The following is a 25,596-nucleotide window of genomic DNA, read 5'->3' on the forward strand; positions in this document are numbered from 1 at the left end:
TTAAACTCTCTTTGCTTTTAAGTTACTAAAGATGCCGCCAGGCATAAAAAACAGTATCCCAAGTAGTGCTATAAAGGCTACTGCATCTTTGTATTCACTAGATATATAGCCTGCAACCAAAGACTCTAAAACTCCAAGCAACAATCCACCCACTACCGCTCCAAACGGCTTGGAAAGACCCCCGATAACTGCTGCACTAAAACCTTTAAGACCCAGCATGATACCTATCTCATAATTCGTTGAAGTTATAGGAGCCAAAAGAAGCCCTCCCACTCCTGCGATTACTGCTGAAATGATAAAGTTTAGCATTAGTATCTTTTTTATATCTATGCCCATCAGTTTTGCACTCTCTTTGTTATCCGATAGTGCTACCATCGCTTTTCCGGTTTTTGTTTTGTTGAAAAACAGATATAAAGAGATAACTATAATGATTGATACAATCATAACAAGCAAAGCTTGATAAGTTAAAGTTGCCCCATAAATGTTTAATGCTCCATCACCTACAAAAGACGGTAAAGTGTGGAGTTCTTTATCAAAAACCACCTCAGCCAAGCCTCTTAAGGCTATACTGTATCCAAGAGTTAAAATGATCATGGATATAACGGTGTGCTCTTTTGAGAGATCTATAAGTTTATACAAAAGTACCCCAAGAAGCGCGGTTATAATGATAGCAAGTAAAAATGCCGCCCAAAAAGGAACTCCCCATTTGAGTAAAAATACGGCACTCATTCCGCCTGCCATCACAAATTCACCTTGAGAAAAGTTTATGATACCGCTTGAATTGTAGATAACAGTAAAGCCCATACCCACCAAAGCATAGATAAAGCCTACCGTAACCCCTGAAAGTAAAAGTTGAAAAAATTCATTCACTTTTTAAAGCCTACTCTTCAATGACACTCCAATCACCGTTTTTAACTTTTAAAAGAACAAGACCTGTTTTTGTATCAAGTCCTAAGTGATCTTTTGGACTCATATTTACTACACCGTCAATACCTACAAAGTTTTTAAGGCTCTCCAATCCATCTCTTATCTTACTTGGATCGGTTGAGTGTTCTCTTTTTATGGCATCAACTATAGCATAAAGTGAGTCATAGGCATGTCCGCCAAAACTTGCTATATCGGTATGATATGCATCTTTATACGCTTTTGTATAAGCCATACATACTTTTTTTATGGGATTACTGTCACTTAATTTATCCGCAACTACAACCGGAGGTGCCACTACTATGACTCCTTCAGCCGCTTTTCCGGCTATCTCTATATATTTTTTAGAAGCAACTCCATGAGATTCATACAAAGGATAAGGGATATTTAACTGTCTGTAATTTTTTGTAACTATCGCGGGGCCCTGCCCGAAACCAGGATTTAGTACGGCTTGGATACCTTTTGTATTTTTTATCTTGATAAGCTGGCTTGTCATATCGGCATCTTTTTTACCGTATGTTTCATCTGCAAGGATTTTGATACCATAACTTGGCGCAACATCTTTACACTGTTTTCTCATGGATTTTCCAAATCCGCCGCTTCCTGAAATCATACCGATCTTACTTATGCCCTCTTTTTTCATATGAGCCATGATCTTTTTACAAGCCATTCTATCAGTTGCTACTATCTTAAATACCCATTTTTTCACAGGTTTTATGATAGGTATGCCTCCCCCCATGGATATAAGTGGGATTTTTGCTCTTTGAACAAAAGGGATGATAGCCATGGTTTCACCGGTAGTTGAAGGTCCAATGATAGCTACGACATTATCTTGAGAGATAAGTCTTTTTACAAAAGATACCGCTTTTCTTGGATTTGCTCCGGTATCGTAAGCTATAAGTTTTATCTTATCTCCATTTACTCCACCGTTTTCATTTATCTTTTTTACATATAGTTTTAAAGTCTTAAGCTCTGGATCCCCGATAAAAGAAGCAGGGCCCGTTGAAGCTACGATAGCACCTATCTTTATAACTCCGGCACTTAAGGTCAAACCTAAAAATGTCAATATACTTAGTCCTAAAATCGTAATTTTTCTCATCATATTTGCTCTCCTTTGATTTTAACTGGTGTTGCAATTTAATTATTATATCTATCATAACTTAAAAAAAATCATTTTATAAATTTTTTTATATATATTTTAAAAGATTGTGAAATTTTTACACACTTTTTTATTCCAATCCTACTTCATAAAAAATTTTGTAACGGTTTTACATATATTTAAATCTTTTACAAGTATAATCGATGATTATGAGTTCTTATATGGACATAAGGAGAAAATTATATGAAACAAACACTTATGGGCAATGAAGCTATCGCCTGGGGAATAGTTCATGCAAACATACAAATGGTATCGGGGTATCCTGGAACTCCTTCAAGTGAGATACTAAAAACGGTACAAAAAATTCAGCAGGATTTGGAATTTGATATGTATGTTCAGTGGGCTACAAATGAAAAAGTCGGATTTGAAGTAGCTTATGGCGGAGCTATTAGCGGACAAAGAGCATGTGCGACTATGAAACAGGTCGGTTTGAATGTGGCAAGTGATGCTTTGATGAGTGCGAGTTATATAGGCAATACAGGAGCTATGCTTTTGGTGTGCGCTGATGATCCTGGATTTCATTCGTCTCAAACAGAGCAGGACAGTAGAGTGTTTGCCAAATTTGCAAGGATTCCAGTCCTTGATCCTTCAACTCCACAAGATGCTTATGACTTTGTAAAACTAGGTGTTGAGATAAGTGAACTCTTTGAAACGACTGTTATGTTAAGACCTGTTATGAGAGTTTCACACGCAAGAGAAATCATAGAGATGGATGATGAAACAAACTTTACAAAAACCAATAATCGCTTCAAAAGAGATATAGGAAGGTGGGCGGCTGTTCCAAGAGCGGGAAGGCTGGCTCAAGGATACGAGCAACTTGAAAGAGTTGAAAAAATAGCAGAATACAACTGGGGGAAATTTTTAAAACCACAGTTTGACAAGTTAAAAGGCGGAAAACTTCTGGTACTAACAAGCGGAACGGGTGACGGTTTCGTCAGAGAAACATTGAGTGATTTGAGTCTTGAAGCAGATATTGTTAAAGTTATCATGCCTTATCCTTTGCCGGCAGATAAGATAAAAAAAGCTTTTGAAAATTATGACAAAGTTGTAGTGTTTGAAGAGCCTTATCCCTGTATAGAAGAGCAAATCGCCTGTGAAAAGGTTTATGGAAAAAATACCGGCACCGTTCACAAGATAGATGAAATGAGTAAAGAAAATGTTTTAAAAGCACTGCAAAAAGTAGGTTTTTACGATGGAGAAAATATATATGAAGCTCCCGAAATCGACTTTGGTTTTGAAGTACCTGCCAGGCCACCGGCACTTTGTCCGGGATGTCCTCACAGGGATATCTACTATGCCATAACAAAAGTTTTCAAAAAGAACAAATCAATTTATCCATCCGATATAGGATGTTACACCCTTGCTTTAGCTCAAGGTGCCATAGATACGGTACTTTGCATGGGCGGAAGTGTATCTATGGCAAGTGGGCTTAGCATAGCAAATCCGGATAAAACAGTAGTTGCTACCATAGGAGACGGTACATTTTTTCACTCAGGCATTCCGCCACTTTTAAATGCCGTTTATCAAGGTCATAAATTTATCCTGGTCGTTTTGGATAACTCCACTATAGCCATGACAGGACGCCAGGCAACACCTGAGAGATTTAACCAGGGGATCAATATAAAAAAGATAGTTGACGGGATGGGCATAGAGTGCTTAGAGTATAAGTATTCGCATGAAATGCATGAAAATATAGACTTTTTTAAAAGTGTAAAAGAGAAATTTAAAGATTCTTCCTCACCTTTGGTTGTCGTTGTCAAACAGTTTTGCATACTTGACAATCCAAGAGCAAAAGATTGGGTTCCTGGAATCTTTGCCGAGGTCGATGAAGATAAATGTGTAGCCTGCGATCAGTGTACCACAGTTTATAAATGTCCTCCTATGCACTATAATGAAAAAGGAAAGATCGAAATCGATCCTTTTCTTTGTGCCGGATGCGGAGGCTGTTTAGAAGTAATATGTCCTACTGATGCATTTGAAGAAAGGAAGGATTGATCATGAAGTATCAAATCGTAATAGCAGGTTTTGGAGGTCAAGGGGTTGTATTTTTGGTAAAAGTTTTAGCCATTTGCGCCGGAGAGAAAAACATACCATTTTTAGGAACTGAAAATCACGGCATGAGCCAAAGAGGGGGTGCTGTAAGCTGTGATATCAAGATAGGGGACTTTCAAAATCCCGTAATCGATAAAAATCAAGCCGATATGATCATAGGATTGGATAAAAACGAGAGTTTAAGAAACATATCTTATCTGAAAAAAGACGGTATCATGGTCGTCAATGCCGATGAGAATTATCCGGATATTCCATTTAGAGTCGTCAGAGTCGATGCGAACAAGTTGGCACTTGAAAAAAAGATACCGATACAGGGGCTAAATGTCTTTATGCTTGGAGTGGCACTAAAAAGTGAACCAAACTTTCCTTTTAGTGTAGATGATGTGAAAGAAGCGATCAAAAAGATAAATTCAAAAATGGCTGAACAAAATTTTAAAATACTTGAAATGGGTTTAAAAGGAGGAAAATAAATGGTTTGGAACAAGATAGAGTGTGCCAAAAGAGAAGATATACAAGCGCTGCAATACAAAAGACTCAAAGAGACACTAGATAGAGTCTATGCACTTACACCTTTTTACAAGAAAAAGTTTGACGAACTTGGCTTATCACCAAACGATATCAAATCACTTGACGATATAAAAAATCTGCCTTTTACCAGAAAGCAGGACTTAAGAGATCATTATCCGTTCGGTCTTTTCACTGTTCCTTTGAGTCAAGTAGTTAGAGTTCACAGCTCAAGCGGAACTACCGGTAAGCCAACAGTCGTTGGATACACTCAAGCTGATATGGATGTATGGAATGAAGTAATGGCCAGGGTTTACACGATGGCAGGTGTTACCGCCGGGGATATAGTTCATAACGGTTACGGATACGGTCTTTTTACCGGAGGTTTGGGATTTCATGAAGCTGCTCAAAAGATAGGGGCTACCGTGATACCTGCTAGTGGAGGATTTACCGACAGACAGCTTATGCTTATGAGAGACTTTGGAGCTACAGTTTTGGCTGCTACCCCATCTTTTGCTTTGCACTTGGCTGAAGTTGCCAAAAAAAGCGGGCCTGACTACAGGGATGAGTACAAACTAAGATGCGGTCTTTTTGGAGCGGAACCGGTCAGTGAAGGACTTAAAGATGAGGTATCGAAGGCCTGGGGTATAGACTATCATGAAACTTACGGGCTTAGTGAGATAATAGGTCCTGGTGTTTCATCAAGCTGTAAACACTCAAAACTTCTTCATATAAACGAAGATCATTTTTATCCTGAGATAATCGATCCAAAAACAGGTGAAGTACTGCCTGAGGGAGAAAGAGGAGAACTTGTTATAACAACTCTTACGAAACAAGCCCTTCCTATCATAAGATATAGAACAGGAGATATAACATCACTGACTTATAAGCCTTGCAAATGTGGCAGGACTACTGTAAGAATGGAAAGTATCGTAGGAAGAGCGGATGATATGCTTATAGTAAACGGGGTAAATGTCTATCCGTCTCAAGTAGAACATGTCATAGCAAATACCGAAGGAGTTACACTCAATTATCAAATTGTAGCTGATAAAAAAGGATTTTTGGATAAACTTGAGATACTTGTTGAGATAAGTGATGAAGTGATGAGTGACAATATAAAAGAGCTTGAAAATATCAAAAAAGAGTTACAACACTCACTTTTAAACAACCTTTATATAAACGCCAATGTAAAACTGGTTGAGCCAAGAACCATAGAAAGAAGTATGGGCAAAGCTGTAAGAGTAGTTGACAAAAGGAGAGAAGGATGAAATACTCATTATTTTTAGTAAAATCTCAAATAAAAATCTTGAGGGTTTCATCTCTTGCTCGAATGAGCAAAGCTTCAGTGAGGGGAATTTTCATTGAAGCTTGCTTTAATGAAAAGGAGAATTTAAAATGAATAACCACATAAAACAGTTAAGTGTATTTGTAGAAGATAAAATGGGAGAATTGACAGATATAACCACCATACTTTCCGATAACGGTATATCACTAAAATCTATAAATCTTGTCGATTCTAGTGATTTTGGACTTTTGAGGATCATAGTGGATGATACCAAAAAAGCAGCTTTTGTGCTGGAGAAGGATGGCTTTAGTTTGACTATCACAAATGTACTAGCCGTCAAGATAAAAAACAGGATCGGAAGTTTTAACAAAGTAGTGACTGCTCTAAGCAAAAATGATATCAATATTGAGTATATCTACACAGTCGATAGCGACACCCAGGGTGTGTTTATATTTAAAGTGAGCCCCAAAGATTTTGAAAAAGCGGTGAAAGTCTTGAAAGATAATGATATAGAAACTTTAGAAGCCATATAAGATGAATCTTGAAGAGTTGCAAAAAAGCGAGATAGGTTTTCTTTCTCATATCGGGGGTGAACTCATCGACTTTAGCGAAGGATACGCTGAACTTGCTTTTGAGATAGATGATTATCACAAGCAGCATCTTGGAGTGGTTCACGGCGGAGCCATAGCGACTTTAGCTGATCATGCCGGATGGTATGCAGCTGTTTCGCAAATAGAGCCTGGACAGACTTGTGTAACGATCGAGCTAAAGATAAATTATCTAAAACCTGCCTTCAATGAACTCTTAAAAGCTCAGGCAAGAGTTATAAACAGAACCAGAAAAACAGTTTTTGTGGTGATTGAACTTTTTGACAAAGACAAGATCGTAGCCTACTCCACAGCAACTTATTCGGTCATAACGGACAAAAGGAATACCAAATGCTAAATGCCTTTTTAGAAGGATTTATGTTAGGCTTGGGTGCGGCAGTACCGGTAGGTCCCATAAACATACTTATCATGACAAATGCCATAAAAAACTACAAAAATGCTGTCAGCATAGGTTTTGGTGCGATGAGTGCGGATATAACATACTTGGCACTTATACTTCTTGGACTTTTTGCTTTTGTCAAGAATGAAACTTTTCAAACTATTTTAGGGGTTTTTGGATCACTTTTTTTAACTTACATAGCTTATCTCATCTTTAAAAACAGAAATGAAAAAATAGAACTTGACCCGACAAAGATAAAAGACGGACACACAAAGATAGTGGCAAATTATATAAAAGGGTATTCGCTTACACTGCTAAACCCTTACACCATAGGATTTTGGATAAGTGTCTCAGCTTATATTTCAACCAAAAACCTATCTTTTGGCTTTACGCTGCTTGGACTTTTCAGCGGTATATTTTTATGGATAACCCTTATGCCTTATGCAGTACATAAAACAAAACATTTGCTATCAAACAATATGACAAAAAATATTTCCATTATCGCAAGTGGCATCATACTCTTTTTTGCGATAGGAATGATAATCAATATAATAAAAGGATAAAATATGCAGAAATCTTATCTTTCGTCAAACCCTGATGAGAAAGGATATTTTGGAAAATTCGGTGGAGCTTTTATACCTCCTCAGCTTGAAAAACCTTTTGCCGAGATAAATGAAGCTTATGACAAACTCTCAAAAAGTTACGACTTTTTAAATGAGTTAAGAGATATAAGAAAGCACTATCAAGGTCGCCCTACTCCCATATCATATGCAAAAAGACTGAGTGAATTGGTAGGTGGCGGTAGAATCTATCTAAAAAGAGAAGATTTAAACCACACAGGAGCTCACAAACTAAACCACTGCATGGCTGAAGCTTTGGTAGCAAAATACCTTGGTAAAAAAAAGATCATGGCTGAAACAGGTGCCGGTCAGCATGGCGTAGCACTTGCAACTGCGGCAGCTTACTTTGGGCTTGAGTGTGAGATACATATGGGTGAAGTCGATATAGAAAAAGAGAAGCCAAATGTCATAAGGATGAAAATCCTTGGAGCAAAAGTAGTTCCCGTTACTCACGGCTTAAAAACCCTAAAAGAAGCGGTTGATAGCTGCTTTGAAGCTTATGTGGCACAAGCCGATACTGCTTTTTATGCCATAGGGTCAGTTGTAGGACCTCATCCTTTCCCAAAAATGGTAAGAGACTTTCAGATGGTAGTGGGGCTTGAAGCAAAAGAGCAGTTTTATGAAATGACAAACCAGCTGCCTGATAGCGTAGTGGCGTGTGTTGGCGGCGGAAGTAATGCCATGGGTATCTTTAGTGGCTTTATAGATGATCCTGTTAAGTTATATGGGGTTGAGCCTTTGGGAGTCAGCACAAGACTCGGTGAACATGCGGCCAGCTTAACTTATGGCAGTGAAGGCATAATGCATGGGTTTAACTCCATAATGCTAAAAGATGAAAACGGGGAGCCGGCTCCGGTTTATTCGGTTGCCAGCGGACTTGATTATCCTTCGGTTGGACCTGAACAAGCTCATCTTAAAACCATAGGCAGGACCATAGTCGCAACCGCTACAGATAAAGAAACGATAGATGCATTTTATAAATTATCGAGATATGAGGGTATCATACCTGCACTTGAAAGCTCTCATGCTGTTGCATTTGCCATGAAACTTGCAAAAGAGAGACCAAAAGAGTCCATACTTGTCAACCTAAGTGGCAGGGGTGATAAGGATATAGATTTTGTCGTGGAAAATTATCCTATACCGGAATAAAAAATTAAAAAACAGGGGAGATCAATCCCCCCTGTTTACATATCTCTCTACTTTGTAGCCTACACCTTTTACACTTTTTATAAAATCCTCTTTCAGTACTTTTCTAAGGCGGCTTATCTCTGCTCTTATGGTTGCATTGTCCACTGGCTCATCATCCCAAACATAACTTCTTAACTTCTCGAAAGAAACGATATTGTCGATATTTAAAGTCAATACCTGAATGATCCTAAACTGTTTTTTTGTCAATTCCTGAACAGTATCGTTATATAAAAGCACCTCTCTCTTTTGAAAAAGAGTAATTTTCACTTAAAAGTATATGTCTTCTTTTTTTATCTTCTATGATATTTGCGACTTTGTTTATCCTCAAAGCCAGTTCTTTTAAATGAAAAGGTTTTTTTATATAATCAGCTGCACCGAGTTCATATGCTTTGGTGATATCTTCTATATCAACCAAAGCACTTATGTATATGATAGGTGTATTGATACCCTCTTCCTGTAAAATCTCCAAAATTTCAAAGCCGTTTATCTTGGGCAAATTTATATCAAATATAAAAAGATCGAACTGCTCTTTTAAGAGTATATCTTTTGCTTTTATACTGTTTGAAAAAGAGACGATATAGTGATTTAAAGATGATAGGTATTCTTCGATGGAACTTCTTAGCATCATTTCATCTTCAAGCAGTGCTATCTTCATCCAACTTCCTTTCAAATACATATACAAATCTATTTATGTGATTTTTTGAATATATCTTTATATCAACACCCGTTTTTTCGCAAATCTCTTTAACTATGTTTAAACCCAATCCAAAACCGCCTCTTGCATCATCTTCTCTGTAAAATCTATCAAAAAGCTTTTTATAATCTTTTATATTTTCACCGTTGTTTTCAATACTAAAAAATACTTTTTCATTTTTTTGGTATAACTTTATCGTAATTTTACTGTTTTCAAAAGAGTATTTAATGGCATTTGATATGTTGTTATCACATATCCTTTGAAGTTGTGTTTCATTGAAAGATATATAAATATCCTCATCTATATCCGTTTCGAAAAAAAGTGAATTTCCAACTGCGACATCAGTAAAAAAATCCACTCTCTCTTTTAAAAAGTTTGTAAAGTTGATCTGCACAGGTGTGTATGTTACCCTGTCTTTTTTAACCAAATAGCTCAAATCATTGTAAATATTGTGTATGATTTTGATACCTGCTTCTATCTTTGTAAGATACCTGTTTTTTTTATATTTTAAATTGTACAGCTCTATATTTGCCAATATTATGCTAAGTGGTGTATTTATCTCATGGATTGCATTTTTTATAAATTTATCCTGGGCTTTCAGAAGAGTTTCAGCTCTGTTTTTTGCGAACTCCAGCATTACCGTTTTTTGTTCTACCCTTTTTTCTAAAGTTTCGTTCAACTCTTTTAAAGCTTTACTTTTTTCTTTTGTTTCTATGATCATTTTATTGGCATAAAGAGAGATCTCTTTGAATTCCTTAAAAATTATCTTATCCATGTCTATAGTATCATAGTCATAAAATACCGATTCAAACTTTTTTTGCATATAGCCTATATCTTTGGTTATGAGATAAGTTACATACCTGTAAACCAGCATACTACCCATAAAAAGTATCACGGCAAAAAGTAAAATCTGCAAAAAATAGTGCAACATTTTCTCATTATATGCTTTTTGTTTCTTAAGCAAGACTTTTTGTATCTCATCAAGATAAACCCCACTGCCGACCATCCACCTCCATGGCTTATAAGCTTTTGCATAAGATATCTTTGGAGCGAGAGTATTTACGATGGGTTTATTCCAGACATATTTTACATAACCTCCATCTTTTTGCTTTGAAACTTTTATAAGTTCGTATATAACTCTTTTACCGTTTGGATCTCTAAAGTTCAAGAGATTTTTCCCTGCATTTTGCTTTAAGATGGGATCTGCTATATTGACCCCGTCAAAAGTATAGATAAATATATACCCGGTTCCGTCTCTTTCGTTTCGCATATTTTCTATAGCATCAACTATCTCTTTTTGCAACTCTTTTTTACTTTTTCCGTTTGAGTGCATCTGCTTGTATCTGATATATCTTAACGCTCTGTTAGTTTCTTGCTTTATGATCTCTTTTTGTTTTAAAAGATAATCTTTTTTTATCTTTGCAACTTCTTGCTTGTACTCTTTATAATTATTGTATGCCATCAAAAAGATAAGTATCACGGCAAAAGTTGCAGAAAAAACTATACTTACGATATTTGCCTGATTGATACTTCTGTTTTTAAAAAATCTTTCCATATTTTCTCTCTTTAAAGAAAATTATTATACCATAACAAAAAAAAGAGAGGTGTTTTTTTGAAACGATTACCTGCAGAGTGGGAAGAACAACAGTGCATAATGGTGACTTTTCCACACAAAAATAGTGACTGGAAATGCTGTTTGGATGAGATAGAGAAAACTTATATCGGTATGATCGAAAGCATATCAAAATATGAAAAAGTTTTGGTTATCTGCGATGATAAAAAACGTGTAAAAAGCAAACTTCCAAAACATCCAAATATAAAACTTGTAGAACTTCAAACAAATGATACATGGATAAGGGACTATGGGGCTATAGATATATATGTTGAAGATGAAATCATATCTTACGATTTCACTTTCAACGGATGGGGAGGAAAATATGACTCTAAACTCGACAATGAGATAAATGACAAGCTATATTTGCAAGGAGTGTTTGACAATACACTTAAAAAAGAGGAATTTGTTTTAGAAGGTGGCAGCATAGAGACAAACGGCAAAAGAGTTTTGATAACTACCAAAAAATGCCTTTTAAACAACAATAGAAATCGAAACTTTTCCCAATATGAAATAGAAAATAAATTATCTGGATATTTTGGGCTCAAAAAAATCGTATGGCTTGAAAACGGTGGACTTATCGGTGATGATACAGACTCACACATAGATACCCTGGTAAGATTTCTAAATCAAGACACGATTTGTTATGTCAAATGTTATGATAAAAACGATGAACATTTCGATGAGTTGAACAAAATGGAAAAAGAGTTAAAACAAACCGGATTTAAACTTATCCCTCTACCTCTTCCTGATCTGATATTTTATAAAAATGAAAGGCTTCCCGCAACATATGCTAATTTTTTATTTATAAACGGTGCAGTGATCTTACCTGTTTACAATCAAAAAAAAGATGAAAAAGTTATAGAGATTTTTAGAAACTTTTATCCAAATAAAGATATAATTCCACTTGATGCAACCATTCTCATACGAGAACACGGAAGCATTCATTGTGCTACGATGCAAAGATATGTAAAACCAAAGGATACAAATGACTCTTGAAAAAAAGGCTACCATTGTTTCAAGTTCCGTTGCTACCATACTTATATTTATCAAGTTAGCGATAGGTATCTTAAGTGGTTCGGTTTCTGTTCTTGCAAGCGCTATTGACTCAGTGTTGGATCTTATAGTATCAGCTTTCAACCTTTTTGCCATAACAAAGTCTGAAAAACCCGCTGATGAAGAGTTTAACTACGGAAGAGGCAAGATAGAGGCTTTAGCAGCTGTGATAGAAGGTACAGTTATAACCATGAGTGGTCTTTTCATACTTTATGAAGCCATCAAAAAAGCTATAAATAAAGAAACAACCGAACTTCTTGGTACTTCTATACTAGTGATGGGGATTTCTATAGTTTTGACTATAGGTTTGGTTCTATTTTTAAACTACGTTGCCAAAAAAACGAACAACCTTGTTATCCGATCTGATGCACTCCACTATAAAACTGATATCTACAGTAACGGAGCCATTCTTTTGGCACTTGTGCTTATCAAATTTACAGGCATTCAGATCATAGACTCCATCTTCGGTGGAGCAATCGCCATATATATCATATACTCTGCTTATGCGATTATAAAAGAGGGTGTTTTGATGCTACTTGACGTGGCACTTGATAAAGAGATAGTAGAAGGTATCAAAGATATCATCATTAGCACAAACGGTGTAACAGATTATCACTTTTTAAAGACAAGAAGATCCGGAAAAACAAACTTTGTAGATGTTCATGTCGTTATGACACCGGACATATCACTTTTGGAAGCTCATAGGATTGCTGACACCATTGAAGATAAGATAAAACAACTTGATAAAGAGAGTAAGTGGAGCATCACCATACATCTTGATCCTTATGATGACTCTGAGATAAATGAAAAAGAGAGTTCTCTTTAACTCTCTTCTTGACAACAAGTTTCGCAATTATCTAAAAACTTTCTTTTTTTACCCCATCTGTGTTGATGTCCTTTCTTTAGCAACTCAACTTCAATGTGCTCAGCTTCATTTCTACTTATAATTATACAAGAGTCACATCCTGTCTTTATATAAAAACTACCTTTTAAAAATCCTACTCTGCATACATAAATTATTTCATCTTTGTTTATACCCATCGATTGAAGACGTTGTTTTAAATCATTTGATAAGTTTATATCTTTTATAATTGCTCTTTGACCCTTATCGAGTTCGCTTAATTTCACCTAACTATCTCCATCTAATATCCTGCAAATTTTAAGATATTATACACCATATATGCTAAAAGCCAGGCTAAAACATTTGGATAGATAGTATAAAATGTCCTCCACATCCACTGAGGCACTTCAGCATAAAAAGTACTCATAGCCGCAAGGCAGGGAGAGTATATCATGATGATGATAACGAGTGCGACAGCTGCTTTAAAGTCAACATTCTCTTTCATTTTTTGAATAAGTCCGTTATTTTCCAAACCACCGCCTACTGCGTAAAGTGTTCCCATAGTAGAAACAACTACCTCTTTTGCTGAAAGTCCGGCTATTACTGATACAGTCATCCTCCAGTCAAATCCAAGAGGCTTAAAGATAGGATTTATCGTTTTACCGATAGTTCCAAGATAACTACTTTCCAAAAGTTTTGCATTCATTTCATTTTGCAATTTTACTTTGGTTTTAGCATCAGTAGATAGTTCTATCTTTTTCTCAAAACTCTGCTCAATTTGCGGATGATGAGGATATGTGCTTAAAAACCATATCACCATCGCTGCAACTGCTATGAAAGTTCCAGCTTTTTTCAAAAACATTTTTGTTTTTATCCAAAGATCCATAAATAAAGATTTCATCGAGGGAAATCTGTATGGGGGTATCTCCATCACAAAAGGTTCAGGCTCTCCCTTAAAAAGTACAATTCTTAAAATTTTTGCTACTATTAATCCCAAAATTGCTCCACCTATATATATGGCAAATAGTACATTTCCAGGATTGTGTTTGGCAAAAAAAGCTGCAATTATCAAAACATATATAGGAAGCCTTGCCCCACAACTCATAAATCCGAGCACAAGCATGGTAATAATCCTGTCTTTTGGATTTTTAAGGGTTCTAGCAGCCATATAGGCCGGAACCGTACATCCAAAACCACTCACCAATGGCACAAAAGCTTTTCCCTGAAGACCAAACTTCTTTAAAAATCCATCCATAAGATATGCCGCTCTTGCCATATATCCTGTCTGTTCAAGCAGGTTGATACCCAAAAAAAGTATCAAGATATTTGGTAAAAACATAACAACCGCACCAACTGCCGGAATGATGCCGTCAGTTAACAAAGAATTAAATTCCCCTTTTGGCAAGATTTCAGATATATAGTTTGCACTATTGCTGAAAAACCAGTCTATCCAATTCATAGGTATATTGCCAAGCTCGAATGTCAGTTGAAACAAGCCCCACATAAAAAAGAGAAATATAGGTAGTCCTAATACCGGATGAATTAAAAGATTATCTATCTTTTCACTGAGACTCTCCTTTATCTCGGGTATTTTTAAAGCTTCCATTTGAAGATTGTGAGCAAGTGCCGTTCTTTCGTTTGAAAGTATATCACTTGTACTGTCTTCATCAAATTCTGCTTCAAGTTTTTTATACATTTTTTCCAAAAGCTCGTGGATTTCTATCCATATAGGAAGATCATGGATGATTTTATATATATTTTCATCCCTGTCTAGCAGCCTTATAGCCACAAATCTAGCAAAATCAGGATCTTTGAAATGAGGTGATTTTTTTAGTATCGAGATAAGTTTTTCTATCCTGAGTTCAACTCTTTCACTGTAGTAAATCTTATTTTTGTGCTTTGGTTTACTGTAAACTTCTATAATCTTTTGTGTAATTTCATCTATACCTTTATGCTCTTTTGCCGAAGCTAAAACGACAGGGATACCAAGAAGAGTTTCAAGCTTTTGCTTATCGATGCTTCCGCCTTTTGCCTCGATCTCATCTACCATATTCAAAACGAGTATCATCTTCTTGTGCATATCAAGAAGTTGTAGAGTAAATATGAGATTTCTAGATAGTGTATTGGCATCCACTATATTGACTATGATGTCATAATCTTCCCTGATAAGATAGTTTTTACTTACCTGTTCTTCGGGAGTATAGGCATTGAGTGAGTAAATGCCGGGCAAATCAACCATGCTTATATCATAGCCATCCTTTTTTATCTCTACCACTTTCGTATCAACTGTAACTCCGGAAAAATTCCCTGTATGAAGCCTGGCATCTCCTATAGCATTTAAGATAGAGGATTTGCCTACATTTGGCTGCCCTGCTACTACTACTTTGATCTTGCCGTTTTTTGCGGGTATTTTGTCACTTTTTTTTACTGCACCATTATCACAGCAACTACTCATTTTGCATCCCCGACAAGGATATTTTCTGCCTCTTCTTCTCTAAGTCCCACTTTTGTACTATCTGCCATAATGTCCCATGTCTGTTTGGCAAGAGTATGTTTTAGTACCTTTATCTTAGCTCCTTTAACTATCCCCATAGCTGTAAGTCGTCCTTTTATAGGCTCTTTTGCCGTAATTTTTTTAACGATCGCACTATCGCCTATATGCAGTTCAGATACTTTTTTCATTGATAATTTAACCTTTAATACTTATAATAAATATTTTATTTGCGAAATAGTACCAAAAAAGAGTTTAATAAATACTTAAAGTGATAATCATTATCAATATAAACAGCAAATAATGATATCATTATTTGAAATTATATATGGGACGTCTCTAAAAATCATGGATTGATTTTATGGTCTGGTCTGCTTATCAAAAAAGCAAAAAAAAGAATCTGCAGTAAATATCTGATTTTATACCACTCCCAACTAAAGAGTATATATTTTAGCTGGGAGTGGTATTTATTACTGACCAGCTTTTGTAGTTATAGCATCAAGAGCTTTTTTCATTTTAGGTATCACTACGCAGTCATGTAGTTTAAATCTTTTTTCTAAAACATCGGGGTTTAGATACTCGATCTTTACTTTATCGTTATAATCTTTATAAACAAGGATCCTAATAGGCAAGTCGATGGCAGCGTGCATATCTCTTAGCATTATCCTGGTTCCTAGTTTTGGATTGCCGAAGATAATAACTTTGGCTTCGAGCATATCATATCCCACTTTTTCAGCATTGGCCTTATGATCAATGATACCAAATACATTCATGCCTTTTGATTTGACTATCTTTTCTATATTTTTGACAGTCTTGTCAACTGAGTTCTTACTGTTTTTTATGATATATTCGCCGGCATTTAGCACCGCTACACTCAATATCCCGATTAAAAACAACTTCAATTTCATAATTTTCTCCTTTTTGATAATTGATGTAGCATACAAACCATCATTTTAACATATAAAAGTGCCTTATCTGTGCTAAAGGCACTTTGTTTTATCACCCGTTATAGCACCCTGCTCTTTTACATGTTTACAATCTCTCTTCTTTAAAATCGACCCTTTGAAACTACTTTTCCAAAGTATCGTATCAGTTAGATTCGAATTTCTCAGATCCAACCCGTCCAAAATACAAATAGCGATCGCAGCATGCTTAAAATTTGTATTCTTTATAACTGTTCTTCCAAGATCCAAATTCCAAAGCCTGGCATCACTAAAGTCAGCATTTACTATCTTGGCATGAGACAAAATAGACCCTTTAAAAACCAGACCCGAACTGTTTGTATCACTTAGATCAGCTCTTTTAAAGTTGGAAAACCTTGCATTTGTATTGACAAGTTTTGCTCCTTTAAGATTTGCTTCGTACAGATTGGCTCTTACTAGATTTGCACCACTTAAGTCAGCTCCACTGAAGTCTGACTCGCTTAAGTCCGCACCATGCAAGTCAATCCCCACAAGATTTGCCCCACTTAGATCACATGCAACACAATCTTTCTCTTTTTTTAAAGTCTGCAAGTCATCTTTATCAAACGAAAAGAGCAAACCGGCAAATAGAAATAAAATCAACAGATATCTCATTTGCCTAACTTCTCCTTTAATTTTTTTATAAATCTATCGGCACTGGCACCGCCTAACATCATGCCAAGTTTTTTACCTTTCTCGCTTATGATATAAAAAGTAGGCACACCTATATATCCAAAGCCTTTAGGTAGCGCATCATCCTCGATATCCAAAACAACCGGCACGAAATGACTTGACAAAAAAGTAGCAACTTTTTTTTGTGGGAAAACAACCTGTTTCATATAGTTACACTCTGGTCAAGTTTTAGCTGAATACATCAGCAGTATCGGTTTATGTATCTGTTTTGCTTTTGCCATTGCTTTGTCATAGTCATGCATCCACACCGAACCTGACGCATAAGCATAAAAGGCAAAGAAAAGCAAAAGAAAAGCAAACCTTTTCACCTTTTCTCCTTTTTGTAGTTTTGAATATTATATTATAACTATTATTAATAATAAGAAATTTTAAATTATAATATTTTTATATAATAAAATTTTAAACAACATAATAGTTTCCTTTTTTATAGTATAATTTGATATGAACTTTTTTAGCATACTTTTTCATAAAAAGGTAAACTTAAAACCGCTAAAGGCAAACCTAGACTTTTATAGTGATTTAAACCTCGATACTGTCATAGATAGCATCATATCCTATAAAAAAGAGTATGATATAAAACGATTTTTTTATATGCCGCTTGATGATATAGATACCGTTATATACAGACAAGAGATACTAAAAGATTTACAAAACGGTGAGTTTTACAAGGAAGTCGATGAGTTTTGTAAAAATATACAAAAGATAAAAAGAGACAAAGATTTTATAGAAAAAAATGATACAGAAGTTTACAAAAAAAGTCTTTTTTATCAAATGATGCTTGACTTTCATAAATTTATCACAGAATTTTCTAACAAGTTAAATGATTTTGAGATACACTCAAGAGGATTGATACTTTTTAGAAAATATATAGAAAATTATCTTCAAAGCGATACTTTTATAACTATGCAAAAAAAGCTTTTTGACTTAAAAAAAGAGTTGGAAGAAATTACTTATGATATAACGCTTGACGGTTTAACAATCAGGGTTAAAAGATATGAAGATGAGGAGGATTATACCTCTATTATAAAAGAGATATTTAAAAAGTTTGAGCAAAATGAAGTTGACAAGGCAGAGTGTCATTATGAAAAAAACAGAGGCTTAAACCATATAAATGCCAAAATACTTGAATTTGTAAGCAAACTTTACCCTGAAACTTTCAAAAAACTTGATGATTTTTTTTACAATTATCAAGATATCATTAATGAAACTTTTTTTACATTCGCCAATGAAGCGGAATTTTATATCTCTTATATAGAGTATGCAAATGATATAAAAAACTCATATCTCTCTTTTTGTTACCCCGTTTTTAGCACTGATCAAAAAAGTATAACCATAAAAGATGGATATGATATGGCATTAGCATATACTTTATCCAAAAAAGAAGCACAAGTGGTATCAAATGATTATATCTTTGAAGAAGATAAGAGGATTTTAGTGGTATCAGGAGCAAATCAAGGGGGAAAATCAACTTATGCCAGAGCTTTCGGGCAGATAAATTATTTGGCAAAACTTGGACTTTTTGTTTGTGCAAAAGAGGCAAAAATTTACTTTTATGATAAGATATTTACCCATTTTGAAAAAGAGGAGCAGTTGGATAACCTCCACAGTAAACTCCAGGAAGACTTGCTTAGAGCTCACTCTATCACTTCAAATGCAACTTCAAAAAGTATAGTCATACTAAATGAGATATTTTCTTCAACTTCTTTAAAAGATGCTCTTTTTTTAAGTAGTGAAATCATGAAGACGATAGATAAAAAAGATCTCTTTTGCATATGGGTAACATTCATAGAAGAGTTAAATGATATGAGTAAAAAAACAAAAAGTATGGTAACTTTGATAGATGAAAATAATATAGATAAAAGATCATACAAGATAGTTCACAAAAAACCGGATGGTAAAGCGTATGCAATGTCACTATCAAAAAAATATCACTTGAGTTATGAGCAGATACTTCAAAGGATAGGATAATGCAAGTTTTATTGATGTATCAAGATAAAGACTTCGATGAAACCAAAGATTTTCCTTTTGAGAGCGATGCTCTTATAAGTGATTTGGAACTCGAGCCGATTTTTCAAGCTATGTCAAATGAGGATGAATTTATCTATAATATATCTAAAAAAGCTCTTTTGGATAGTTTAAAAACAAAAGATGAGATCATATACCGTCAGGATATTTTAAAAGATTGTCTTAAAAACAGACAAACCGTTCATGATATATATAATCTAACCATAAAATCCATAGAAAAAAAGCATGAAAATTTACTTGGGATTTTTGGAAGATTCCCGGGATCTCTTTTAAGCAGTAGCGTATCTTTGCTTGAAATGTATTTTGAATTGTTAAAAAAGTTAAGAGAGATAGCGAACTTGCATCTTAAAGATTTCACCTCAAGCGGATTTCAAAGATTTTTCAAAATGATACAAGATGAGCTTGATGATGAGTATCTAAAGATAGTCAAAAAGCATTTAAAAGAGTTGCGATTTAAAAAAGGTGTTTTGATAAGTGCACAGCTTGGCAGGGCAAATGAGGGTATTAACTATACTTTAAGAAGAGATAAAAGAGCTTTAAAGGGATGGATAGGTAAAGTTTTTACCAAAAAAAGCAAAGAGTACGCTTACACTCTACATCCAAGAGATGATGCGGGTGCTACAATACTAAGAAATATAAGAGATGAAGGGCTCAATGATGTTGCCTTGTCTTTAAGCGCATCGGCAAAACATGTAGATAATTTTTTTAAAAACTTAAGAAAAGAGTTGGCATTTTATATAGGGTGTATGAGCTTGGAGAGAAAATTAAAAAATCTAAGATGTGCAATAACTTTTCCCAAAATCGATACTTCAGATAATTTTTCTCTTTTAGAAAAAGATTTATACGATGTTTCTTTATCTCTTTTGTTTGAAGACAAACCGATCGGAAATGATATAAATGCAAATGGTAAAAAACTCATCATGATAACCGGAGCTAACCAAGGAGGCAAATCGACCTTTTTAAGAAGTATAGGTCTTGCTTTTTTGATGATGCAATGCGGTATGTTTGTAGGAGCATTATCTTTTTCATCTTCACTTTGTAGTGGAATTTTTACGCATTTTAAAAAAGAGGAGGACAAAAGCTTAAAAAGTGGAAAATTTGATGAAGAGCTTTTAAGAATGAGCCAAATCATAGAACACATATCAAAAAATGCCCTTGTACTCTTCAATGAATCCTTCGCTTCCACGAACGAAGCCGAAGGCTCACAAATAGCAAAGCAAATCATAAAAGCACTACTTGAAAAAGATATAAGAGTATTTTTCGTAACCCATATGTTTGAATTATCAAATCATTTTTACAATGAAGATAAAAAAGAGTATCTCTTTTTAAGAGCAAACAGAGATGAAACCGGAAAAAGAGACTTCAAAATCATAAAAGCCCCACCTTTAAAAACAAGTTATGCAAAAGACATATATGAAAAGATTTTTAGTTAAAGATATAACTCAATTTTTAAAAATATGATAAAATACTTATAAAATTTTCTAAGGCTTGCAAATTGAAGATACCCGTTGCTCTAATACAACAAAAATTCCACAAAACAAAAGAAAAAACCATACAAAAAACTCTTGAACTTATAAAAGAAGCAAAAGATAAAGATGCCAAGCTTGTCATCTTGCAAGAACTTCATCAAGACAGATACTTTTGCATAAGTGAAGATACTAAAAATTTTAAAAAAGCTGAGAGTTTTAAAGATGATGTACTTTTTTGGTCAAATGTCGCTAAAGAACACGGTATCGTTTTGGTTACATCTTTGTTCGAGCAGAGAACTTACGGTCTATATCATAATACTGCCGTAGTTTTTGACAGTGACGGAAGAGTTGCAGGAAAGTATAGAAAGATGCATATTCCTGATGATCCGGGATTTTATGAAAAGTTTTATTTTACTCCCGGGGATTTGGGATTTGAGCCAATTGACACAAGTTTGGGGCGATTTGGGGTATTGGTTTGCTGGGATCAGTGGTATCCTGAAGCAGCAAGGATCATGGGTTTAAAAGGAGCTGAGATACTTATATATCCAACCGCCATAGGTTGGTTTGATACAGATGACGATATAGAAAAAAAGAGACAGCTTGATAGCTGGATAACCATACAAAGATCACATGCCATAGCAAACGGCTTGCCGGTGATAGCAGTAAATCGAGTGAGCTTTGAAAAAGATGAGAGCGGTTGTTTGGAGGGTATAAGATTTTGGGGTAACTCTTTTGCTTGTGGGGCAGGTGGAGAGATGCTTTGTAGGCTCGATGAAAAAAGCGAGCAATGCAAAATCATAGAGATAGATAAAAAACTATCTAAAAAGAGACGGGATATCTGGCCTTTTTTAAGAGACAGGAGGATAGATTCTTACGATACACTACTTAAAAGGTATGATGATTAATTTTTTATGATAGATTGCTTGATTTATAGTTATGTGCATAAGTATCCAATAAATTTCTTATTATTTTTTGATACCCAGTATTATGCTTCTTTGCTTGTGTTTTAAAAAACTCAATACTCTCTTTTGTCAAAGAAATTGTAACTTTTATATTTTCCTCTTTCGGTACCAATTGTTGCGGTGGTGGCAAAAAATCTTCCATGATTTTTATTTCACCGATGGGTCCATCTTTATATTCAATTGTTTTTTTCATAAATCTTTTTTCCTTTTCTCCAATAACCTGCACCAAATATTCTAATTTTTCCGCTTCTATAGATAAATCTTACAGTTACAACCTTGTCATCTATCTTTCCAAAACAAAAATATCTTTTTTCATCTTGACTATGATCTAAATCTTGAGCTATGATTCTCTTTTCATCAAAAAAGGCATATTGTGCTTCTTCAAAAGACATATGATGTTTTTCTTTATTTAACCTATTTTTATTTTCATCCCATTCAAAACTTGGTTGTTTCATTAAAAAAGTCTATCATAAATTTTATAAAATAGCAATATTTTTATACATATAAATATCAGTTATCAATTTTTACCCTCATCTCTTTTAACATTCATATAAAAAGCAAATCTCTCCTCTCTTTTTGGTACTATTTGCTTTTCAAGGGCTATTTTTATCTGCTTATTGTATTTTTTTACATAGGTTAAAAACTCTCTCTTCCTCCTTCCTCTTAATATATTTTTAGCAACTGTTATGGTATTTGCAGGATTTATCGCACGGTTGTTGTGATAAAGTCCAAAGTGTAGATGCGGACCTGTGCTAAGACCGGTTGAGCCGACATATCCTATCGTCTTTCCTTTTTTTACATACCTTCCTCGTCTAATACCTCTTGCAAATTTTCTTAAATGTCCATATAAAGTTTTATATCCGTTTGTATGTCTTACAACTATACAATTTCCATATCCGCCTTTTCTACCGGCAAAGATCACTCTTCCATCACCTGCGGCATGTACCGGTGTGCCTACAGGAGCGGCAAAATCGATACCAAGATGGGCTCTATATCTATGAAGTATAGGATGCCATCTTCTGTATGTAAATCTATCTGAAATTCTTGTATATCTGCAGGGTTGAGAAAGAAAAAATCCTTCCAACTCTTTACCTTTTTCATTGTAGTATCTTCCCTTATACCTGTAGATATAATGTTTTTTTCCTCTTGTTTCTATCATAGAAGCTTCTATGATCGGATTGCCAAATTGTCTTCCAAGCCTTACTTTTTGAGTATATATGATAACAAGTTTATCACCTTTTCTCAAATCTCTTTTAAAATTTATACTTTTTTTGTATGATTGGATAAATTCATTTGCCAAAAGATAGTTGTTGGTAAGCTTGATTATATCATTATACGGAGAAGTTTCTATGGAAGTTTCAAGAACTTTTTGCTTGGTTTCATAAATGATAGGCAGCAAATCTACAAAATATTTGCCATTATCTTTTCCAATATGTATCTGAAGTTCTTCACCGACCGGTATCAAAACTTGCTCTACACTACCGTTGTCATCTTGAAGTAGTTGATATCTAGTCCCGGCTATGATCTCCGAGGTCAACTCTTTATCGCCTGTATCAAGGTTATAGTAAAGTTTCAAAGGCATTTTGTGGTCTTCAAGGAAATTTAAAAATGTTTTTCCTTTTTCCCATTTTTGTTCAACCAGTTTAGTTGCTCCAAACAGATATCCATACACAACCATCAATAAAATAAAAACAAATCTCAACACATAACCTCATTAATTTTTTGGAATTATATCCTTTGCAAGCTTTAAAAGCAATTTTTAATCCACTTTTAGTACAATCCCAAACTTTACATTATAACTTACCAAATCTACACCAATCATTGCAGCACAGTAGCTTTCTTAAAATTCTTGAATTACATTACAAGTAGTACTGCAAATTTTAAGAAAACTCCTCCACTACAAGCATTGGTATATCTTCAGCAACTCCTAATGCAAAATTTGGGATAATATCATCTACTAATTATGAAGGATTTTTATGAAGAGATGGTTATTTGCGATTTTTATTTTATCCGCAACTATACTTAATGCAAAATTTGTAGAATATAAAAGCAAGATTTTATCGATTGACGGACATACCGCAACCGTAAAAAGTTCTCCGGAAGTTACGATAGGCTCAAGTGGAGTGGTCATACATCGCTACTCCAAAAATCACTCAACCATAGTAGCCAAAGTCATAGTTATAGATAAAAACAATGACTATATAAAACTAAGATTTAGAAAGTTCGATGATTTGAAGCAGGATGTTTTACCAGTTCCCATGATACTGCCAAGTACGGAAGATACAGTCATATTGAACTATCTTTACAATCATTCGTTCGCAGTGACTCCAAACTATAAAACCTACAAAGAAATCACCGCAAAGCATAAAGAAATATCTTGGCTTCATCCTGATCTTTTTGCAGGTGAGCTCTTTGCTGACGGTAACCCTTCTCCAAATAGAAAAGATTTTCAAAAATTTTGCAAAGAGTACTCTTTCGCACTTTTATATTTTGCCATAAAAAACAAAGGATACTTTGTGGATTGCAACAGTTTTAAAGTCCTCAAACAAGAAAAGATAACCTCAAAAGAAAACCCTGTAACGGTTCCTTTCTACTCGAGAGTAAAAGATATAGATGCTTCATGGCTAAGTTTTGGAAAGTCTAAGATCACAAATTATGACAATTACTACAATATGCTCTTGAGGCGGTAAAATGAAAGCAAAAGATATAGAATTTTTTAAAAACCTCGTAGGTAGTGAAAATGTATATGATGACAAAGCCCATCTATTGGCTTACTCCTATGATGCAACAAAAAACAGATATGAACCTGATGCTGTCGTATTTCCAAGAAATGAAGAAGATGTAAGCGATATACTAAAATACTGCAATGAACACAAGATCGTCATAACCCCAAGAGGAGCAGGAAGCGGTTTTACCGGTGGTGCATTACCGGCGAACGGTGGTATAATGCTTGGATTTGAAAAGCATATGAACAAAATAGTTGAAATTGATATGCAAAATATGGTAGCTCGTGTTCAACCCGGAGTCATAAACAGAGACTTGCAAAATGCGGTTGAAGAAGTGGGGCTTTTTTATCCGCCTGATCCAGCAAGTCAGGATTACTCTACTCTTGGAGGAAATGTCAGTGAAAATGCAGGGGGCATGAGAGCTGCAAAATACGGTATAACAAAAGACTTCGTCATGGCTCTAAGGGCAGTCCTTCCAAACGGTGAAATCATAAGAGCCGGAAAGAAAACCATCAAAGATGTAGCCGGATACAATATAGCGGGCATACTTATAGCAAGCGAAGGCACTTTGGCTGTTATCACAGAAATTACACTAAAACTTCTTGCAAAACCGGCTAAAACAAAAACAGCTATGGGGGTTTTTGGAAGTGTCGAAGATGCCATGAATGCTGTATTTAAAACGATGGCAAGTGGCATAACACCTGTAGCTATGGAATTTTTGGACAATCTGAGCATAAGAGCGGTAGAAGAGAAGTTTCACAAAGGCTTACCTGTTGATGCCGGAGCCATACTAATATGCGATGTGGATGGTGATCTTGATATTGAACTGGATATGCAACTTCAAAAAGTACAAAAGGGTTTTAAAGAAAACGGTTGTGTGGATTTTGTTGTCGCCAAAGATAAAAATGAAGCAAATGACTTATGGTTTGCAAGAAGAAATGCAAGCCAAAGCATCACCATATACGGAAGTAAAAAACTAAACGAGGATATCACAGTCCCTAGATCAAAACTGCCTGAACTTTTAGAAGGCATAGGTGACATAGCAAAAAAATATGGTGTAAAGATACCATGTTTTGGGCACACGGGCGATGGCAATGTACATGTCAATGTCATGGTTGACGGCTCTAAAGAGGATGAACTTAAAAAAGGACATGAAGCCATAGTAGAAGTTTTCAAACTTGCAGTTAAACTTGAGGGAACTCTAAGCGGGGAACATGGCATAGGTCTTAGTAAAGCTCCTTTTATGAATATAGCTTTTAGTGAAGCAGAAATGGAACTTTTCAGAAGCATAAAAAAAGCTTTTGATCCAAACAATATACTAAATCCCGGGAAAATGGGACTTTAAA

At 35.0% G+C, this 25,596-nt stretch carries 30 protein-coding genes; 15 read left to right on the plus strand and 15 right to left on the minus strand.

Features of this window, described 5'->3' with window-relative positions; all coding sequences use genetic code 11:
• Together ACZ47B_RS05615 and ACZ47B_RS05620 are read right to left on the minus strand one after the other, a co-directional pair.
• Entirely contained in the window at positions 1 to 870 is an 870-nt protein-coding gene (locus ACZ47B_RS05615; protein ID WP_464893564.1) for a branched-chain amino acid ABC transporter permease, read from the minus strand.
• A 10-nt stretch (positions 871 to 880) separates the two neighbouring features.
• Positions 881 to 2,026, minus strand: a complete 1,146-nt coding sequence (locus tag ACZ47B_RS05620; protein ID WP_464893565.1) for an ABC transporter substrate-binding protein — start codon at positions 2,024 to 2,026, stop codon at positions 881 to 883.
• A gap of 240 nt (positions 2,027 to 2,266) precedes the next feature.
• On the opposite strand from ACZ47B_RS05620, the gene ACZ47B_RS05625 reads away from it, so the two are divergent.
• Genes ACZ47B_RS05625 through trpB form a run of 8 tightly spaced genes read left to right on the plus strand, consistent with a single transcriptional unit; the run spans position 2,267 to position 8,680 of the window.
• Positions 2,267 to 4,078, plus strand: coding sequence for a thiamine pyrophosphate-dependent enzyme (locus tag ACZ47B_RS05625; protein ID WP_464893566.1), 1,812 nt, complete (start codon positions 2,267 to 2,269; stop codon positions 4,076 to 4,078).
• Between the two features lie 2 nt (positions 4,079 to 4,080).
• A complete protein-coding gene (locus ACZ47B_RS05630; RefSeq protein WP_464893567.1) occupies positions 4,081 to 4,605 on the plus strand; it encodes a 2-oxoacid:acceptor oxidoreductase family protein in 525 nt (174 codons plus the stop codon).
• A complete protein-coding gene (locus ACZ47B_RS05635; protein ID WP_464893568.1) occupies positions 4,606 to 5,907 on the plus strand; it encodes a phenylacetate--CoA ligase family protein in 1,302 nt (433 codons plus the stop codon).
• Positions 5,904 to 6,038 (plus strand): hypothetical protein, encoded by a 135-nt coding sequence (locus ACZ47B_RS05640; RefSeq protein ID WP_464893569.1) that lies wholly within the window; start codon positions 5,904 to 5,906, stop codon positions 6,036 to 6,038. The genes ACZ47B_RS05635 and ACZ47B_RS05640 overlap by 4 nt, the downstream gene beginning before the upstream one ends.
• Complete coding sequence (locus tag ACZ47B_RS05645; RefSeq protein ID WP_464893570.1) at positions 6,035 to 6,457, plus strand: ACT domain-containing protein; 423 nt, start codon at positions 6,035 to 6,037, stop codon at positions 6,455 to 6,457. The genes ACZ47B_RS05640 and ACZ47B_RS05645 overlap by 4 nt, the downstream gene beginning before the upstream one ends.
• A gap of 1 nt (position 6,458) precedes the next feature.
• Complete coding sequence (locus ACZ47B_RS05650; RefSeq protein WP_464893571.1) at positions 6,459 to 6,869, plus strand: PaaI family thioesterase; 411 nt, start codon at positions 6,459 to 6,461, stop codon at positions 6,867 to 6,869.
• Complete coding sequence (locus ACZ47B_RS05655; RefSeq protein ID WP_464893572.1) at positions 6,863 to 7,474, plus strand: LysE family translocator; 612 nt, start codon at positions 6,863 to 6,865, stop codon at positions 7,472 to 7,474. The genes ACZ47B_RS05650 and ACZ47B_RS05655 overlap by 7 nt, the downstream gene beginning before the upstream one ends.
• Positions 7,475 to 7,477: 3 nt before the next feature.
• A complete protein-coding gene (gene trpB, locus ACZ47B_RS05660; protein ID WP_464893573.1) occupies positions 7,478 to 8,680 on the plus strand; it encodes a tryptophan synthase subunit beta in 1,203 nt (400 codons plus the stop codon).
• A 21-nt stretch (positions 8,681 to 8,701) separates the two neighbouring features.
• Here trpB and ACZ47B_RS05665 read toward each other — a convergent pair whose 3' ends face one another.
• From ACZ47B_RS05665 to ACZ47B_RS05675, 3 genes are read right to left on the minus strand one after another with little or no spacing between them, the layout of a single operon-like run.
• The gene (locus ACZ47B_RS05665; RefSeq protein WP_464893574.1) at positions 8,702 to 8,956 is read right to left on the minus strand and encodes a winged helix-turn-helix domain-containing protein; all 255 of its coding nucleotides are present in this window, start codon (positions 8,954 to 8,956) and stop codon (positions 8,702 to 8,704) included.
• A complete protein-coding gene (locus ACZ47B_RS05670; protein WP_464893575.1) occupies positions 8,943 to 9,374 on the minus strand; it encodes a response regulator transcription factor in 432 nt (143 codons plus the stop codon). The genes ACZ47B_RS05665 and ACZ47B_RS05670 overlap by 14 nt, the downstream gene beginning before the upstream one ends.
• On the minus strand, positions 9,355 to 10,968 hold the full coding sequence (locus ACZ47B_RS05675) for a sensor histidine kinase (protein WP_464893576.1): 1,614 nt from the start codon (positions 10,966 to 10,968) through the stop codon (positions 9,355 to 9,357). Before ACZ47B_RS05675 ends, ACZ47B_RS05670 begins: the two co-directional genes overlap by 20 nt.
• A gap of 57 nt (positions 10,969 to 11,025) precedes the next feature.
• Between ACZ47B_RS05675 and ACZ47B_RS05680 the strand changes: the two genes are divergently transcribed.
• Together ACZ47B_RS05680 and ACZ47B_RS05685 are read left to right on the plus strand one after the other, a co-directional pair.
• Complete coding sequence (locus ACZ47B_RS05680; RefSeq protein ID WP_464893577.1) at positions 11,026 to 12,024, plus strand: agmatine deiminase family protein; 999 nt, start codon at positions 11,026 to 11,028, stop codon at positions 12,022 to 12,024.
• Complete coding sequence (locus ACZ47B_RS05685) at positions 12,014 to 12,907, plus strand: cation diffusion facilitator family transporter (protein WP_464893578.1); 894 nt, start codon at positions 12,014 to 12,016, stop codon at positions 12,905 to 12,907. The genes ACZ47B_RS05680 and ACZ47B_RS05685 overlap by 11 nt, the downstream gene beginning before the upstream one ends.
• On the opposite strand, the gene ACZ47B_RS05690 is transcribed toward ACZ47B_RS05685, so the two are convergent.
• The 7 genes from ACZ47B_RS05690 to ACZ47B_RS05720 form a co-directional block, all read right to left on the minus strand.
• Positions 12,904 to 13,209, minus strand: a complete 306-nt coding sequence (locus ACZ47B_RS05690; protein ID WP_464893579.1) for a FeoA family protein — start codon at positions 13,207 to 13,209, stop codon at positions 12,904 to 12,906. The two genes, ACZ47B_RS05685 and ACZ47B_RS05690, sit on opposite strands and share 4 nt — an antisense overlap.
• A 14-nt stretch (positions 13,210 to 13,223) precedes the next feature.
• Positions 13,224 to 15,377 carry a ferrous iron transport protein B gene (feoB, locus tag ACZ47B_RS05695; RefSeq protein ID WP_464893580.1) on the minus strand — a complete coding sequence of 718 codons (2,154 nt, stop codon included), beginning with the start codon at positions 15,375 to 15,377 and terminating at the stop codon, positions 13,224 to 13,226.
• A complete protein-coding gene (locus ACZ47B_RS05700) occupies positions 15,374 to 15,604 on the minus strand; it encodes a FeoA family protein (protein ID WP_464893581.1) in 231 nt (76 codons plus the stop codon). The genes feoB and ACZ47B_RS05700 overlap by 4 nt, the downstream gene beginning before the upstream one ends.
• 279 nt (positions 15,605 to 15,883) lie before the next feature.
• Positions 15,884 to 16,321, minus strand: a complete 438-nt coding sequence (locus tag ACZ47B_RS05705) for a DUF302 domain-containing protein (RefSeq protein WP_464893582.1) — start codon at positions 16,319 to 16,321, stop codon at positions 15,884 to 15,886.
• Positions 16,322 to 16,393: 72 nt separating this feature from the next.
• A complete protein-coding gene (locus ACZ47B_RS05710) occupies positions 16,394 to 16,990 on the minus strand; it encodes a pentapeptide repeat-containing protein (RefSeq protein WP_464893583.1) in 597 nt (198 codons plus the stop codon).
• On the minus strand, positions 16,987 to 17,214 hold the full coding sequence (locus tag ACZ47B_RS05715; RefSeq protein ID WP_464893584.1) for a hypothetical protein: 228 nt from the start codon (positions 17,212 to 17,214) through the stop codon (positions 16,987 to 16,989). The genes ACZ47B_RS05710 and ACZ47B_RS05715 overlap by 4 nt, the downstream gene beginning before the upstream one ends.
• Positions 17,215 to 17,229: 15 nt before the next feature.
• Positions 17,230 to 17,376: a hypothetical protein gene (locus tag ACZ47B_RS05720; protein ID WP_464893585.1), complete on the minus strand. Its 147-nt coding sequence runs from the start codon at positions 17,374 to 17,376 to the stop codon at positions 17,230 to 17,232.
• A gap of 133 nt (positions 17,377 to 17,509) precedes the next feature.
• Between ACZ47B_RS05720 and ACZ47B_RS05725 the strand changes: the two genes are divergently transcribed.
• The 3 genes from ACZ47B_RS05725 to ACZ47B_RS05735 all read left to right on the plus strand — a co-directional run bounded on the left by ACZ47B_RS05725 (position 17,510) and on the right by ACZ47B_RS05735 (position 21,467).
• The gene (locus ACZ47B_RS05725) at positions 17,510 to 19,036 is read left to right on the plus strand and encodes a MutS-related protein (protein ID WP_464893586.1); all 1,527 of its coding nucleotides are present in this window, start codon (positions 17,510 to 17,512) and stop codon (positions 19,034 to 19,036) included.
• Positions 19,036 to 20,526, plus strand: coding sequence for a MutS-related protein (locus tag ACZ47B_RS05730; RefSeq protein WP_464893587.1), 1,491 nt, complete (start codon positions 19,036 to 19,038; stop codon positions 20,524 to 20,526). Before ACZ47B_RS05725 ends, ACZ47B_RS05730 begins: the two co-directional genes overlap by 1 nt.
• A 68-nt stretch (positions 20,527 to 20,594) precedes the next feature.
• Complete coding sequence (locus ACZ47B_RS05735; RefSeq protein WP_464895709.1) at positions 20,595 to 21,467, plus strand: carbon-nitrogen hydrolase; 873 nt, start codon at positions 20,595 to 20,597, stop codon at positions 21,465 to 21,467.
• A gap of 4 nt (positions 21,468 to 21,471) precedes the next feature.
• Here ACZ47B_RS05735 and ACZ47B_RS05740 read toward each other — a convergent pair whose 3' ends face one another.
• From ACZ47B_RS05740 to ACZ47B_RS05750, 3 genes are all read right to left on the minus strand, one after another.
• On the minus strand, positions 21,472 to 21,717 hold the full coding sequence (locus ACZ47B_RS05740) for a ribbon-helix-helix domain-containing protein (RefSeq protein WP_464893588.1): 246 nt from the start codon (positions 21,715 to 21,717) through the stop codon (positions 21,472 to 21,474).
• Complete coding sequence (locus ACZ47B_RS05745) at positions 21,701 to 21,979, minus strand: BrnT family toxin (RefSeq protein WP_464893589.1); 279 nt, start codon at positions 21,977 to 21,979, stop codon at positions 21,701 to 21,703. The genes ACZ47B_RS05740 and ACZ47B_RS05745 overlap by 17 nt, the downstream gene beginning before the upstream one ends.
• Positions 21,980 to 22,041: 62 nt before the next feature.
• A complete protein-coding gene (locus tag ACZ47B_RS05750; protein WP_464893590.1) occupies positions 22,042 to 23,229 on the minus strand; it encodes a peptidoglycan DD-metalloendopeptidase family protein in 1,188 nt (395 codons plus the stop codon).
• 271 nt (positions 23,230 to 23,500) lie between these two features.
• Between ACZ47B_RS05750 and ACZ47B_RS05755 the strand changes: the two genes are divergently transcribed.
• Positions 23,501 to 24,214, plus strand: a complete 714-nt coding sequence (locus ACZ47B_RS05755; protein WP_464893591.1) for a plasminogen-binding N-terminal domain-containing protein — start codon at positions 23,501 to 23,503, stop codon at positions 24,212 to 24,214.
• Between the two features lies 1 nt (position 24,215).
• Positions 24,216 to 25,595, plus strand: coding sequence for a glycolate oxidase subunit GlcD (gene glcD / locus ACZ47B_RS05760; protein WP_464893592.1), 1,380 nt, complete (start codon positions 24,216 to 24,218; stop codon positions 25,593 to 25,595).
• Position 25,596 lies beyond the last annotated feature (1 nt).

Source organism: Thiofractor thiocamini (genome assembly GCF_055384375.1).

What these genes read in the sequence shown, in the direction of transcription:
- ACZ47B_RS05625 (WP_464893566.1), top strand. Translation starts at nt 2,267, where the DNA reads ATGAAACAAACACTTATGGGCAATGAAGCTATCGCCTGGGGAATAGTT.
- ACZ47B_RS05645 (WP_464893570.1), top strand. Translation starts at nt 6,035, where the DNA reads ATGAATAACCACATAAAACAGTTAAGTGTATTTGTAGAAGATAAAATG.
- ACZ47B_RS05620 (WP_464893565.1), bottom strand. Translation starts at nt 2,026, where the DNA reads ATGATGAGAAAAATTACGATTTTAGGACTAAGTATATTGACATTTTTA.
- glcD (WP_464893592.1), top strand. Translation starts at nt 24,216, where the DNA reads ATGAAAGCAAAAGATATAGAATTTTTTAAAAACCTCGTAGGTAGTGAA.
- ACZ47B_RS05670 (WP_464893575.1), bottom strand. Translation starts at nt 9,374, where the DNA reads ATGAAGATAGCACTGCTTGAAGATGAAATGATGCTAAGAAGTTCCATC.
- ACZ47B_RS05705 (WP_464893582.1), bottom strand. Translation starts at nt 16,321, where the DNA reads ATGAAATTGAAGTTGTTTTTAATCGGGATATTGAGTGTAGCGGTGCTA.
- ACZ47B_RS05730 (WP_464893587.1), top strand. Translation starts at nt 19,036, where the DNA reads ATGCAAGTTTTATTGATGTATCAAGATAAAGACTTCGATGAAACCAAA.
- trpB (WP_464893573.1), top strand. Translation starts at nt 7,478, where the DNA reads ATGCAGAAATCTTATCTTTCGTCAAACCCTGATGAGAAAGGATATTTT.
- ACZ47B_RS05650 (WP_464893571.1), top strand. Translation starts at nt 6,459, where the DNA reads ATGAATCTTGAAGAGTTGCAAAAAAGCGAGATAGGTTTTCTTTCTCAT.
- ACZ47B_RS05710 (WP_464893583.1), bottom strand. Translation starts at nt 16,990, where the DNA reads ATGAGATATCTGTTGATTTTATTTCTATTTGCCGGTTTGCTCTTTTCG.
- ACZ47B_RS05715 (WP_464893584.1), bottom strand. Translation starts at nt 17,214, where the DNA reads ATGAAACAGGTTGTTTTCCCACAAAAAAAAGTTGCTACTTTTTTGTCA.
- ACZ47B_RS05740 (WP_464893588.1), bottom strand. Translation starts at nt 21,717, where the DNA reads ATGAAAAAAACAATTGAATATAAAGATGGACCCATCGGTGAAATAAAA.
- ACZ47B_RS05725 (WP_464893586.1), top strand. Translation starts at nt 17,510, where the DNA reads ATGAACTTTTTTAGCATACTTTTTCATAAAAAGGTAAACTTAAAACCG.
- ACZ47B_RS05640 (WP_464893569.1), top strand. Translation starts at nt 5,904, where the DNA reads ATGAAATACTCATTATTTTTAGTAAAATCTCAAATAAAAATCTTGAGG.
- ACZ47B_RS05675 (WP_464893576.1), bottom strand. Translation starts at nt 10,968, where the DNA reads ATGGAAAGATTTTTTAAAAACAGAAGTATCAATCAGGCAAATATCGTA.
- ACZ47B_RS05635 (WP_464893568.1), top strand. Translation starts at nt 4,606, where the DNA reads ATGGTTTGGAACAAGATAGAGTGTGCCAAAAGAGAAGATATACAAGCG.
- ACZ47B_RS05700 (WP_464893581.1), bottom strand. Translation starts at nt 15,604, where the DNA reads ATGAAAAAAGTATCTGAACTGCATATAGGCGATAGTGCGATCGTTAAA.
- ACZ47B_RS05755 (WP_464893591.1), top strand. Translation starts at nt 23,501, where the DNA reads ATGAAGAGATGGTTATTTGCGATTTTTATTTTATCCGCAACTATACTT.
- ACZ47B_RS05745 (WP_464893589.1), bottom strand. Translation starts at nt 21,979, where the DNA reads ATGAAACAACCAAGTTTTGAATGGGATGAAAATAAAAATAGGTTAAAT.
- ACZ47B_RS05630 (WP_464893567.1), top strand. Translation starts at nt 4,081, where the DNA reads ATGAAGTATCAAATCGTAATAGCAGGTTTTGGAGGTCAAGGGGTTGTA.
- ACZ47B_RS05655 (WP_464893572.1), top strand. Translation starts at nt 6,863, where the DNA reads ATGCTAAATGCCTTTTTAGAAGGATTTATGTTAGGCTTGGGTGCGGCA.
- feoB (WP_464893580.1), bottom strand. Translation starts at nt 15,377, where the DNA reads ATGAGTAGTTGCTGTGATAATGGTGCAGTAAAAAAAAGTGACAAAATA.
- ACZ47B_RS05685 (WP_464893578.1), top strand. Translation starts at nt 12,014, where the DNA reads ATGACTCTTGAAAAAAAGGCTACCATTGTTTCAAGTTCCGTTGCTACC.